Origin of the sequence: Nocardia sp. NPDC050697 (assembly GCF_040654395.1) — a bacterium.
Lineage (GTDB): Bacteria > Actinomycetota > Actinomycetes > Mycobacteriales > Mycobacteriaceae > Nocardia.
Window position 1 is genome coordinate 25,580 of sequence record NZ_JBFAHY010000015.1, and the last position, 13,434, is coordinate 39,013.

General features: G+C 73.7%; 8 protein-coding genes. 4 read left to right on the forward strand and 4 right to left on the reverse strand.

Annotation, left to right across the window (positions count from 1 at the left end; translation table 11 throughout):
- Positions 1 to 108 precede the first annotated feature (108 nt).
- Complete coding sequence (locus tag AB0H71_RS33275) at positions 109 to 4,995, forward strand: NAD-glutamate dehydrogenase (protein ID WP_357029359.1); 4,887 nt, start codon at positions 109 to 111, stop codon at positions 4,993 to 4,995.
- A 173-nt stretch (positions 4,996 to 5,168) separates the two neighbouring features.
- On the opposite strand, the gene AB0H71_RS33280 is transcribed toward AB0H71_RS33275, so the two are convergent.
- Complete coding sequence (locus AB0H71_RS33280) at positions 5,169 to 6,188, reverse strand: SPFH domain-containing protein (RefSeq protein ID WP_357029362.1); 1,020 nt, start codon at positions 6,186 to 6,188, stop codon at positions 5,169 to 5,171.
- 135 nt (positions 6,189 to 6,323) lie between these two features.
- Here AB0H71_RS33280 and AB0H71_RS33285 point away from each other — a divergent pair, with 135 nt between their 5' ends.
- Complete coding sequence (locus tag AB0H71_RS33285; protein WP_357029365.1) at positions 6,324 to 7,862, forward strand: amino acid permease; 1,539 nt, start codon at positions 6,324 to 6,326, stop codon at positions 7,860 to 7,862.
- Positions 7,863 to 7,995: 133 nt separating this feature from the next.
- Positions 7,996 to 10,665: a tetratricopeptide repeat protein gene (locus AB0H71_RS33290; RefSeq protein WP_357029368.1), complete on the forward strand. Its 2,670-nt coding sequence runs from the start codon at positions 7,996 to 7,998 to the stop codon at positions 10,663 to 10,665.
- 157 nt (positions 10,666 to 10,822) lie between these two features.
- On the opposite strand, the gene AB0H71_RS33295 is transcribed toward AB0H71_RS33290, so the two are convergent.
- Positions 10,823 to 11,197, reverse strand: a complete 375-nt coding sequence (locus AB0H71_RS33295) for a DUF1707 domain-containing protein (protein WP_357029371.1) — start codon at positions 11,195 to 11,197, stop codon at positions 10,823 to 10,825.
- A 2-nt stretch (positions 11,198 to 11,199) separates the two neighbouring features.
- Entirely contained in the window at positions 11,200 to 11,703 is a 504-nt protein-coding gene (locus AB0H71_RS33300; protein ID WP_357029373.1) for a hypothetical protein, read from the reverse strand.
- A 300-nt stretch (positions 11,704 to 12,003) separates the two neighbouring features.
- Here AB0H71_RS33300 and AB0H71_RS33305 point away from each other — a divergent pair, with 300 nt between their 5' ends.
- On the forward strand, positions 12,004 to 12,750 hold the full coding sequence (locus AB0H71_RS33305) for a MerR family transcriptional regulator (protein WP_357029376.1): 747 nt from the start codon (positions 12,004 to 12,006) through the stop codon (positions 12,748 to 12,750).
- Here AB0H71_RS33305 and AB0H71_RS33310 read toward each other — a convergent pair.
- Entirely contained in the window at positions 12,741 to 13,082 is a 342-nt protein-coding gene (locus AB0H71_RS33310; protein WP_357029379.1) for a hypothetical protein, read from the reverse strand. The genes AB0H71_RS33305 and AB0H71_RS33310 overlap by 10 nt on opposite strands.
- Positions 13,083 to 13,434 lie beyond the last annotated feature (352 nt).

A 13,434-nucleotide genomic window follows, 5' to 3' on the forward strand; every position in this document is an offset into this window, starting at 1 on the left:
TGTTACACTGTTGAACGTACCGCTAAATAACGGCTCGTTCGAATGAGGTAAAGACACCGCCGAACGAGCGCGGCGCGCACGAACCCCGCTCGGGAAGGCGACAGGTCGATGGTGGCAACCACTCACTCCACGAATCCGCGGCAGCGCTCCGGCGATCCGGAGGCGGCGTACTTCCGCTGGCTGCCGCCCGGCGCCGCCGCGGCCGGCTCCGGCCGCGCCGAGCAGATCTTCCGCCGCCACCGCGAGCTGGCCGCGGTGCGGGCGCCCGGCTCGGCGGCCACCCGGGTCTACCGGCCCGGCGACGCGGGCGGGCTCGGGGCGGCGGTGCAGATCGTCAACGACGACATGCCCATGCTGGTCGACTCGGTGACCGCGGCGCTGCGCCGGCTCGGCGCCACCGTGACCGAGGTGATCCACCCGGTCTTCGCGGTGACCAGGGACCCCGCCGGCGCCCTGGTGCACGTGGCGGCGCCGGACGGCGAGCCGCTCGCCGGGCGCGCCGAATCCTGGATCCACGTGCAGCTCGCGCCCGACCTCACCGCCGAGACCGCGGACCGGATCGAGGCGGCGCTGCCGCCGCTGCTGCACGACCTGCGCCGGGTCGCCGAGCACCGCCCCGCCATGCTCGGCACGCTCGGCGAGGTGGCGGGCGCACTGGACCGGGCCGCGGCGCGCGCCGACGACCCGGAGATCGCCGAGTGCGCCGAGCTGCTGCGCTGGATGGGCGACGGCCACTTCACCGTGCTCGGCTACGGCTACTACCGCATCCGCCGCGCCAACCCCACCGCGGACGAGGCGTGGCAGGTACCGGGCACCGGGCTCGGCGTGCTGCGCGACGACGCCGCGGTGGCGCTCACCGTCCCGCTGCTCGGCCCCAAGCGCGCGGTGCTGCGCATGTCCAACGGCACCGTCGACTCGCTGCTGCCCGGCTCCCGCGACCTCTACTTCGTGAGCATCGCCGACTACGGTGCGGGCGAACGCAGCTCGCCCGCGGTGCCGGGCGAGACGGTGCGCATGGTGCAGGGCGAGCACGTCTTCGTCGGCACCTTCGCGGTCACCGGGCTGCACGAGAACATCCTGGACATCCCGGTGATCTCCAGCCGGGCGCTGCAGGCCATCGCGCGCTCCGGGCTGGCGCTCGACTCCTTCTCCGGGCAGACCATGCTGGAGCTGATGCAGTCGTTCCCGCGCGCGGAGCTCTTCTCCACCGACGCGCGCCGGCTCTCCGAGACCGTCACCGACGTCATGACGCTCGGGCTGCGCAGGCAGCTGCGGCTCTTCGTCCGGCGCGACGTGCGCAGCGACGCCCTCTACTGCCTGGTCTACCTGCCGCGCGACCGCTACTCGGCCGAGGTGCGGCGGCGGATGACCGAGGTGCTGCGCGCCGAGTACGGCGGCGAGCGGATCGGCTACTCGGCGCGGGCCACCGAATCCGAGCTGGCCGTCCTCTACTTCACCGTGCACCGCGCCGCGGGCGCCACCCCGGCCGATCTCTCCGACGACGGCCGCGCGCGGGTGCAGCAACTGCTCCAGGACGCCACCCTGACCTGGGCCGACCGCCTGCGTAGCGCCGCCGCCGCGGCCCCCGACCTCACCCCCGCGCTGCTCGACGAGTACGCCGAGGCCTTCCCGCCGAGCTACCGGGACGAGCACGGCCCCGAGCGCGCGCTGGCCGACCTGCGCAGGCTGGAGCGGCTGCGCGACGGCGCGATCGACACCAGGCTGGCCAGGGCGGCGGGCGCGCCGCCGGGGGAGTGGCGGTTCACGCTCTACCTCACCGGCGCGGGCGTCTCGCTCAGCCGGGTGCTCCCGGTGCTGCACAGCCTCGGCGTCGAGGTGGTCGACGAGCGGCCGCACCGGGTGCGGCGCGCGGGGGCCGCGGACCGCTGGATCCTGGACTTCGGGCTGCGGGTGCCCGCCGCGCTGCTGCGCGGGGCGCTCGACCCGGAGCTGGAGGCCGGGCTCAGCGCGGGCGATATCGGCGCCGGGCCGCGCACCGGCGTCGGCCGCGACTTCCCGGCGGCGGTGACCGCCATGTGGTTCGGGGACGCCGAGATCGACGGGCTGAACGAGCTGGTGCTGCGCGCCGGGCTGCACTGGCGGCAGATCACCGTGCTCCGCGCCTACGCGAAGTACCTGCGGCAGGCCGGGTTCCCGTACACCTTCGACCACATCACCCGGGTGCTGCTCGGCCACCCGGCCATCGCCGGGGCCTGCGCGGAGCTCTTCGCCGCGCGCTTCGACCCGGACGCCCCCGAGCCCACCCGCGGCGTCCGGGCGGCGGCGCTGGCCGCGCGGCTGCGGGCCGCCATCGACGAGGTCACCGGCCTGGACGCGGACCGCATCCTGCGGGCCCTGCACGGGCTGATCGAGGCCACGCTGCGCACCAACCACTACCGCCGCGACGCAGCGGGGCGGCCACCGGGGTACCTCTCCTGCAAGCTGGACCCGCCCTCCATCGCCGAACTGCCGGAGCCGCGGCCCAAGTACGAGATCTTCGTCTACTCGCCCCGGGTCGAGGGCGTGCACCTGCGCTTCGGCTCGGTGGCGCGCGGCGGGCTGCGCTGGTCGGACCGGCTGGAGGATTTCCGCACCGAGATCCTGGGGCTGGTCAAGGCGCAGGCGGTGAAGAACGCGGTGATCGTTCCGGTCGGCGCCAAGGGCGGCTTCGTGGTCAAGCGGCCGCCCGCCCCCACCGGCGACCCGGCGGCCGATCGCAGGGCCGCGCTCGACGAGGGCATCGCCTGCTACCGCACCTTCATCTCCGGGCTGCTCGACCTCACCGACAATGTCGACCGGGCCACCGGCGAGACCCGCCCGCCCACCCGGGTGGTCCGCCGCGACGGCGACGACAGCTACCTGGTGGTCGCCGCCGACAAGGGCACCGCGACCTTCTCCGACATCGCCAACGAGGTGGCCGGGGGCTACGGCTTCTGGCTCGGCGACGCCTTCGCCTCCGGCGGCTCCGCCGGGTACGACCACAAGGCCATGGGGATCACCGCCCGCGGCGCCTGGACCAGCGTCGAACGGCACTTCCGCGAGCTCGACGTCGACGTGCGGACCCAGGACTTCACCGTGGTCGGCATCGGCGACATGTCCGGCGACGTCTTCGGCAACGGCATGCTGCTCTCCGCGCACATCCGGCTGGTGGCCGCCTTCGACCACCGGCACATCTTCCTCGACCCCGACCCGGACCCCGCGCGCTCGCACGCCGAGCGCGCCCGGCTCTTCGCGCTGCCCCGCTCCTCCTGGGCCGAGTACGACACCGCGCTGATCAGCGCGGGCGGCGGCGTCTACGACCGCGCCGCCAAATCGATCCCGATCACCCCCGAGGTGCGGGCGGCGCTCGGCATCGCCCGCGAGGTGACCGCGCTGGCGCCGCCGGAGCTGATCAGGGCGGTGCTGCAAGCCCCGGTCGACCTGCTCTGGAACGGCGGCATCGGCACCTACGTCAAGGCGAGCACCGAATCCGACGCCGAGGTCGGCGACAAGGGCAACGACGCGGTGCGGGTGGACGCCGACCGGCTGCGGGTCAAGGTGATCGGCGAGGGCGGGAACCTCGGGGTGACCGCGCTCGGCCGGATCGAGTTCTGCCGCGCCGGCGGCCGGATGAACACCGACGCCCTGGACAATGCCGCCGGGGTGGACTGCTCCGACCACGAGGTCAATATCAAGGTGTTGCTCGACGCCGCGGTCTCCGCGGGCGAGCTCGCCGCCGCCGACCGCGACCCGCTGCTCGCCTCGATGACCGACGAGGTCGCGGAGCTGGTGCTGCGCAACAATATCGCGCAGAACGCCCGGCTCGGCATCTCCCGCGCGGACGCCCCGGCCATGCTCGGCGTGCACCGGCGGCTGATCGCCGCGCTGGAGTCCGGGCACGGGCTGGACCGCCGCCTGGCGGCGCTGCCCACCGAGGCCGAGCTGGACCGCAGGGGCGCCGACGGCCGCGGCCTCTCCTCGCCCGAGCTCGCGAACCTCATGGCGCACGTCAAGCTCGCGCTCAAGGCCGAGCTGCTCGACGGCGAGCTGCTGGACGGCCCGGCCTTCGCCGGGGTGCTGCCGAGCTACTTCCCGTCCCCGCTGCGCGAGCGGGCGGCCGGGTCGATGGCCAGGCATCCGCTGCGCCGCCGGATCGTCGCCACCGTCGTGGTCAACGACATGGTCGACAACGGCGGCATCACCTACGCCTTCCGGCTGGCCGAGGAGGCCGGCGCCACCACCGAGGACGCGGTGCGGGCCTTCACCGTCGCCTCCGCCATCTTCGACCTGCCGGTGCTGCGCGAGCGGGTCCGCAGCACGCCCATGCCGACCGCGGTCCGCGACCAGCTCGAGCTGGAGGCCGAGCGCACCCTGGACCGGGCCGCCCGCTGGCTGCTGGCCAACCGGCCGCAGCCGATCGCCATCGGCGCCGAGATCGCCCGCTACTGGGACCGGGTGCGGGTCCTCGCCGACCAGGTCCCCGGGCTGCTCACCGGCTACCTCGCCACCGATCTCGCCGCGCGCTCGCGCTGGGCGGTCGAGCACGGCGCGCCCGCGGAGATCGCCGGGGAGGTGTACCGGCTGATCCAGCTGTGCCCGCTGCTCGACGCCGTCGACGTCGCCGAGATCGCCGAGCGCGACCCGGCCGAGGTGACCGCGCTCATGTACGCGCTGAACGAGCACTTCGCCATCGAGCGGCTGTTCACCGCGGTCGGCAGGCTCCCGCGCGGCGACCGCTGGCACACCCTCGCCCGGCTCGCGGTCCGCGACGACCTCTACGAATCCTGGCGGCTGCTTACCCGGGACGTGCTCGCCGCCACCGGCCCGCAGGACGGGGTCGCCGCCAAGATCAGCTACTGGGAGTCGATGAACCGGGCCCGGCTGGCCAGGGCGGGCGCCGCGCTGCGCGAGATCTTCGCCGCCGAGGAGCACGACATCGCCACCCTCTCGGTGGCGGCGCGGCAGGTGCGCGGATTGGTCGGTGGCGAATCCGGGAGCGCCTCCCGAGCCGGCTGACCGGCGCGCGGCGGCACGGGTCGCCGTTTCGCGGGGTGCGCCGGGGCAGCGGCGCGTGGGCGCGGCGGATGGCCTCGACTCCGCTGCGCCCGCCCAGTGGGGCGCAGCGGGCACCGCTCAGCCGGATGGCCCGACACCGCTCGCCCCGCCCGGTGGGGCGCAGCGGGCACCGCTCAGCCGGTCAGCCCGGCCCCGCAGGCGGCGCAGAACCGCGCGCCGGGGGCGGTGTCGGTCCCGCAGCTGGGGCAGTGCCGGGGCGCGGCGGCGAGCCGCTCACCGCAGGCGGCGCAGAACCGGGCGCCCACTTGGCTCGCAGCCCCGCACCCGCCGCACACCGGCCCCGAAGCCGGGGCTGCCCTTGGCTGTTGCAACGCCGCCAAACCCAGTGCGGCGCCCAGCAATCCACCCTCGCCCCCGCCCCCGTGCGCGAGCCCCTGCCCGGCCCCGAGCGCCAGCTCCCCGGCGGCGTACCGCTGGAAATCCCCGGCCAGCCGGATATAGGTGATGTCCTTGGCGAGCCGCTTCAACCGCTCGGAATCCTCCGGCGCCAGCGTGATGTCGAAGTTCCCCATCCGCGGAATCCGCAGCCCGTACTCGTAGAGCGCGAGATTGGTCTCGCGCAGCACCGCCGCCTCGATCGGCCCCAGCCGCTCGGAGAGCCCGAGCACCGGCCACGCACCCCCGGAGACCCCGCGCGCCACCGCCACCTTCATGGACTTGAGCAGCAGGTCACCGGCCCACGAGGTGACCGCGGCCGGATCGGTGAGATCGGCGGTGCCGGTCAGCGCGGTGATCAGCACCGCCGGATCGCGCACGGCGAGCGCGAACTCGCCGAAGGCGCGCAGCGTCACCACCTGCTCGCTCACCGGGTCCCTGACATCGGCCAGCCGCCCGCCGAACCGCAGCCCGGTCACCTCGCGCCCCGCCACGAAGTACAGCTCCGCGCGGTACAGGTTCCCCCCGCTGACGCCGTCCAGCAGCGCGCCGAGCACCGGCAGCTCGACCGCGTCGATCCGGTGCCTGCCCGGCCCGAGCGTGGCGAGCACCTGCCCTGAGCGCACGAAGAGCGCCAGCTCGTCGGCGTTCACGATGGCGCGCGAGTAGCGCCGGATGGTGACGTCCGGCCACTTGTAGATCAGCTGGTTCTTGCGGCTCTCCGGGACCGCGATGAACTCCCGAGCGAACCAGGCCATCCGCGCACCTCCGTCGAGTCTGCTCCCCACGTTCCACTATAGCGGTACTCCAATTAGAGAACCGCCATTGAACGTGCCGCTGTATGGCGGTACATTAAGCACCGATATGATCGCCGTCACGCGAAAGGCATCGGCATGACAACAGTTCGCGCACCGGAGGCGCAGAGCCCCGGCCCCACGCCGGACGCGGCGCTCGCGGAGGACGCCGGCTACCACAAGGCGCTCCGCCCGCGGCAGATCCAGATGATCGCCATCGGCGGCGCCATCGGCACCGGCCTCTTCCTCGGCGCCGGCGGCAGGCTGGCGCACGCGGGCCCCGGCCTCTTCCTCGTCTACGCCATCTGCGGCGTCTTCGTCTTCTTCATCCTGCGGGCGCTCGGCGAGCTGGTGCTGCACCGCCCGTCGTCGGGCTCCTTCGTCTCCTACGCCCGCGAGTTCTACGGCGAGAAGCTGGCCTTCGCGGTCGGCTGGATGTACTTCTTCCACTGGTGCATGACCGGCATCGTCGACATCACCGCCATCGCCACCTACGTGCACTTCTGGAGCAAGTTCGAGGTGGTGCCGCAGTGGGTGATCGCGTTCATCGCGCTGGCCGCGGTGGTCGCCATCAACATGGTCTCGGTGCGCTGGTTCGGCGAGCTGGAGTTCTGGGCCTCGATCATCAAGGTCGTCGCGCTGGTCGGGTTCCTGATCATCGGCACCGTCTTCCTGGCCCGGCGCACCGAGATCGACGGCGTGCCCACCGGGTTGAGCGTGATCAGCGACAGCGGCGGGTTGTTCCCGAGCGGGTTGATGCCGCTGGTGCTGGTCACCACCGGCGTGGTCTTCGCCTACGCGGCGGTCGAGCTGGTCGGCACCGCGGCCGGGGAGACGGAGCACCCGGAGAAGGTCATGCCGCGCGCCATCAACTCGGTGATCGCCCGGATCGCGCTGTTCTACGTCGGCTCGCTGGTGCTGCTCGCGCTGCTGCTGCCCTACACCGCGTTCCGGTCGGGGGAGAGCCCGTTCGTCACCTTCTTCTCCAAGATCGGCGTCGACGGCGCGGGCTCGGCGATGAACCTGGTGGTGCTCACCGCGGCCTTCTCCAGCCTGAACGCCGGGCTGTACTCGACCGGGCGGATCCTGCGCTCGATGTCGATGAGCGGCAGCGCGCCGGGGGTCGCCGCGCGGATGTCGAAGGGCGGCGTGCCCTACGTCGGCATCCTCGCGACCGGCGCGATCGCGCTGTTCGGCGTCGGGCTCAACGCCCTGGTGCCGGAGCAGGCGTTCGAGATCGTGCTGAACATGTCGGCGCTCGGCACCATCGCCGCGTGGAGCGCGATCATCCTCTGCCAGCTCAAGCTGTACCGCTGGGCGAAGGAGGGGCGGATCGAGCGGCCCGCCTTCCGGCTCTTCGGCGCGCCGTACACCAGCTACGCCACGCTGGTCTTCCTGGCCACGGTGGTGCTGCTGATGCTCTTCAGCGACGACGCCGTGCAGCGCGGCGCGGTGATCGCGACCCTGCTGGTGGTGGTGCCGCTCTTCGTCGGCGGCTGGTTCCTGGCGCGCAAGCGGGTGCTGGCGATCGCCACGGCCCGGGTCGGGCACACCGGGGCCTTCCCGGTGGTGGCCGAGCGGCCGCCGGGCAGCGGCGGCCCGGCGACGGTGCTCGGCGAGCCGGAGGAGCGCGACTGACCGTCTCCCGCTCCACCCCGGGCCGCTCGCCCGGGGTGGAGCGCTGTTCCCAGCACTGGGAAGAGCGGGTTGCCCGGATCGAAAGGTGGTGGATCACAATGGGGCGCCAATCGAGTGGGTCCGAGAGGTTCGCATGCCGGAGCAGCCTGACGCAGCCGACCGCCCCCTGCCGCACCCGTGGTCGAGCCGGCGGATCCGGGGCACCGAGCTGCCCCGGCACGCCAGGCACCCCTGGGCGACCCGGCGCCCCCCGAACGCCACGCCCCGCGGGCCGGGCCAGACCGCCGTCGCCGACCGCGGCACCGAGCCGGACCCCGGTACCGCTCCGGGCTCCGGCACGGGACACGACCCTGGTACCGGCCCGGACCTCGGTACAGGTCCGGACTCCGGCTCGGGGCGCAGCTCCGGCAGGGGACACGACACCGGCGCCGGGCACGACCCAGGCGCGGGACACGACCCCGGCGCGGGACACGACTCCGGCACCGGGCACGGCCCCGGCGCGGGACACGGCCCCGGCGCGGGACGCGACCCCGGCGCGGGACGCGACCCCGGCCCGGGACGCGACCTCGGCTCGGGACGCGACCCCGGCGCGGGACGCGACTCCGGCGCCGGATCGGGCGCCGATTCCGAGCCGATGGACACCGCCGCGGCGCTCTTCGCGGCACTCGACACCGGCTCCGGCCGCAGCGCCCGCTCGCGTCCCACCACCCGCCGGCTCGGCGACGGCCTGGTGTCCATGCCCCAGGTGAGCCCCCTCGACCCGCGCGGCGCGGTGCTGCCGAACCCCGAGGTCGCCGAGCACAAGCGGCTCTGCTGGAAGTGTCAGCACCCGGTGGGCCGCGGCACCGGCACCGAGCCGGGGCCGGTGGCGGGCGAATGCGCCCGCTGCCGTTCGCCGTTCAACTTCCGCCCGGCGCTGACCGCGGGGGAGATGGTGGCCGGGCAGTACGAGGTGCAGGGCTGCCTCGCGCACGGCGGCCTCGGCTGGATCTACCTGGCCATCGACCGGAACGTGAGCGACCGCTGGGTGGTGCTCAAGGGGCTGCAGAACCCGCTCGACTTCGAGGCGCACGTGGTCGCGCTGGCCGAGCGGCAGTTCCTCTCCGAGGTGGCGTACCCGAGCATCGTCAAGATCTACAACTTCGTGAAGCACCGCTCGGTCCGGGACACCCCGGACGGCTACATCGTCATGGAGTACGTGGGCGGCCGCTCGCTCAAGACGCTGCTCGATCTGGCCGCGCCGGAACGGCTTCCGGTCGCCGATGCCATCGCCTACCTGATGGAGATCCTGCCCGCGCTCGACTACCTGCACTCCTCCGGGCTCGCCTACAACGACCTCAAGCCGGACAACATCATGGTCAGCGCGGACGAGGTGAAGCTGATCGACCTGGGCGCGGTGGCCGCGGTCGAGTCCTACGGCAGCATCTACGGCACCCCCGGCTACCAGGCCCCCGAGGTCACCGAGACCGGCCCGACCGTGGCCTCCGACATCCACACCGTCGGCCGCACGCTGGCCGCGCTGGTGCTGGAGCTGCCCAGGGACGAGCGCGGCCACCACCGCCCCGGCATCCCCGGCCCGGACGAGGTGCCGCTGCTCGCCCGCTACCCGGCGCTGCGCCGGCTGCTGGTGCGCGCCACCGACCCGGACCCGAAGCGCCGCTTCCCGTCGGCCTACGCGCTGCACTGCCAGCTCGCCGGGGTGCTCCGGATCGTGCTCGCCACCGACACCGAGGTGGAGCACCCGCAGTCGTCGGCCGAGTTCGGCTCCATGCGCGGCGCCTTCGGCATCGAGACCGTGATCGGCCAGACCGACGGCATGGCCGACGGCAGGCACCGGCTGCCGACCCTGGACGCCCCGAGCGTGGTCGCGGCGCTGCCGGTGCCGCTGGTGGACAGCGAGGACCCCAGCGCCGAGCTGCTCTCCACGCTGCCGCACGCCGACCCGAGGCACGCGCTGGACTCGCTGCGCCGCGCCGCCGACCGCATCGTCGCGGGCACCATCCCGGAGCCGGCGACCTTCGAGCTGGAGGGCACGCTCACCGTGGTGCGCGCGCACCTGGACCTCGGCGATGTCGCGCAGGCCGCCCAGCGCCTCGCCGAGCTGCGGCCGCGGTACGGCGGGGACTGGCGGCTCGAGTGGTACAGCGCGATCGCCGCGCTGCTCGCGGGGGAGTACGGCACCGCGTACGAGCACTTCGACCGGGTGCACACCATGGTGCCGGGGGAGCTGGCGCCGCAGCTCGCGCTGGCGGCCACCGCGGAGCTCGCGCTCGGCACGCCCGCCGAGGCCGGGAACTGGGCGGAGTCGGCGATCGAGTACTACCGCACCGTGTGGCGCACCGACCGGGGCGCGGTGAGCGCGGCCTTCGGGCTGGCCAGGCGGCTCGCCGCCGAGCAGCGGGTGCCGGAGGCCGTCGCGGTCCTGGACCAGGTGCCGGAGGCATCGCGCTACCACGGCATCGCCCGGCTCACCGGCTGCCTGCTGCTGGTCTCCCGCCCGCCGGCGGAGATCACCGAGGCCGATCTCGCCGAGGCGGCGGCCCGGCTGGAGGCGGCGCCGGACGAGCCGCGCGCGCTGCAGCTGCGCATCGTGGTCCTCGGCGCGGCACTGCAAACGCTGGACGCGCAGCCGCACCGGGTCCGGGCGGACAGCACCATCCTCGGCGTCCCCTGCACCCGGCCCGGGCTGCGCGCCGGACTGGAGACCGCGCTGCGCGCGCTGGCCCGCGGCGCGCCGCAGCGGCTGCACCGATACCGCCTCGTCGACCTGGCCAACTACGTCCGCCCGCGAACCCGCTTCTAGCGCGGCGCAGTACCGGCCCGGCCGCAGTACCGGCCCGCCGCAGTACCGGGCCGGCCGCGGGATCGGCCCGGCCGAGCAGGATGCGCACCTGCCCGGCGACCTCCGGCGAGGCCAGGGTGTGCAGCTTCGCGCGAATGGCGCCGCACACCTCCTGAAATCAGCTGGGCCGAGAGTTCTGGCTCGGCAGCGCGAGCAAGGGCCGGAGCAGCGGCGGGACAGCGAGCAGCGTCAGCAACCAGGCCCACTGGCCGGTGAGCGCGGTCAGCAGCAGCGCCGCGCAGGCGAGCGCCGCGGCGAGCAGCGCCCGCCGCACGCCCGGCCGGGGGCTGGGGCCGGGGGGACCCGGCGGAATCGCGTGCGGCAGGTCGGCGAAGGACTCCGCCAGCTCCGCCCGGCTCTCGGCGCCCGCGACCGCAGCGCTGCGCACCTCGAACTCCGGCAGGCTCAGCCGCCCGGAGCCCAGCTGCTCGGAGAGCTCGCGCAGCGCCCGCTCGCGGTCGGCGTCGCCCGCGCGCGGTTCCGATCCGGCCACGGTCAGATCAGCATGCCGTCGTAGCAGAGGCTGGACGAGCGCCAGGAGGGCTGCGGGCCGGTCCCGGCGTCGAAGCGCCACTGCGCGATCGGCGCGGCGGCCTTCCAGAACGGCGGTCCGCTCGCGCCCCACACCACCTCGTAGACGTCCTCGGCCCCCTCGATGAGCTGGCTGCCGACGCAGTAGTCGGTGTAGGCGGTGCCCGGCTGCAGCGCGCCGCCGCTGAAGGTGCCGGAGGGCGCCCGGCCCGCGCCGGGGTTCGGCACCGTGCTCGGCGCGCCGGTCCGACCGCCGCGGAACCAGTGCGAGCTGAGCCCGTCCCAGCCGCACTCGAAGGTCCAGCCGCCGGCCACCACCTCGGAGAGGTACGGGTGCGAGACCCCGGCCCAGAGACAGGCGATGCCCTCGTCGGCCTGCGCGGCCCCGCCGCCGAGCCCGGTGCCGATCGCACCCGCGGCCACCGCCACGCACGCGGCCATCGCCCGCGCCGCGAACCTCGTGAACATCGAAGCCTCCACTTCCGCGGCCGATACACGCCGCTATACAACGAGACGTTATCCAGGGGTAAACTGTGCTGTCGAGCACGGCACCTTCCCGGCGCTGGGAAATCCCGGCGCCGCCGGGGTTGCCCGGGGCTTGCGCCGAGCCGGATCCCGGTCCGCCCCGTGCTCGGTCACCGGCGGCGGAGCGCGATGTCCGGCCGGGTGCCCGCCGTTTTGTGCCATGTCACCAATCCGGTGCCGCACCCCGGCGGGGCGGCGCGCCGCGGGCCGTGCCCGGCACGCCGGATATGGTTTCCTTAGTGCATGTCTGCGGGTGTTGAGTACACGATCGATGAGCTGGCGCGTGCGGCTGACACGACGGTTCGCAGCGTGCGCGTGTACCACGAGCGCGGCGTGCTCCCCCCGCCGCAGGTGAAGGGGCGGACCGGCTTCTACAGCCGGGAGCACCTGAATCGGATTCGCACCATCAGCAGATTGCTGGATCGCGGAATAAAGCTCAACGGGATCCGAGAGCTGCTGGAGGCGTGGGACCGCGGCGACGATCTCGGCGACGTGCTCGGGGTCTCCGACGCCGAGGAGCTCGAGGGCGCCGCGGCGGCCGCGGGCGAGACCATCTCCGCCACCGATCTCGACGAGCGATACCGCGCGGTGCCGAACGGGCTGACCAGGGTGGTCGCCGCCGGGCTGTACGAGCCGGTGGACGCCACCACCTACCGGATCGCCGACCCGGAGCTCATCGCCGTCGCCGAGCAGCTCGATGCCGCCGGGGTCCCGGTGGCCGACGTGCTCGACGAGCTCGATCGGTTGCGCGGCGATTGCGAACGCATCTCGCGCCGCTTCGTCGAGCTCTTCCAGCGCACCGCCTGGCAGCCGTTCCTGGAATCGGAGCGCACCGCCGCCGACGTCGCCGAGCTCGCCGGTCGCGCCGAGGTCACCAGGGCGGTGCCGGGCCGGCTCGCCGCCGAGCTGGTGAACCGGTACACCGCGCGCTACCTGGCGCAGGATTCCGAGCTGAACGAGGTGCTGCCGGGCGCCGGAGCTCAGCAGTAGCGCGCCTGCGGCTTGCAGACGGTCCAGCCGTCCTCGTTGTCCGAGCGGGACCAGGTGGTGCTGCCGCCGCCGGAGTTCGAGGACTGCCCCGGGTAGTTCTCGGCGTAGTAGGCCCTGCGGTTGTCCTGGACCTCGGCCCGCGAGCGCGGGTCCTCCGACCCGTGGTGCAGCCCCCTCGGGTCGATGTGATCCCAGCCGGTGTCGTCGCGGCCGAAGCGCGAGTCCCGCGGCGCGGCGCCCGCCGTGCCCGCCGTGCCGGCGATGACGCCGGCGACGGTGCCGGTGAGGGCGAGGGCGGCGAGCATGCGGCGGGTGGTCGAACTGGTGGTCATCGGGAACTCCGTTCGAGTAAGTGCACACTCTGTAGTGCGCCGTTATCCAACGGTACGTTCAAATGGTAAAGATCGGCTCGTCGGTGTTCCCCCTGCTGGGAAGCGCCACACTATGTGGACGCTCACACGTTGATTCTGTGCGCCATTCGTCCTACCTGGGACTTTCCACAGCCTTTGGTTCATCTTTACTATTGGGGAGACCTCAGCGTCACCGGTCACGTACCAAGGGCGCCGCGCGACCGCGCGGCGCGTTCGATGCCGCACATGTTCCGCCGATGAACCGGGCTTCGGCCCCGGCGAAGGAGAAATATGTTCACCGACACCGACGTCGCCCCGCGTCTCCGCCCGACGG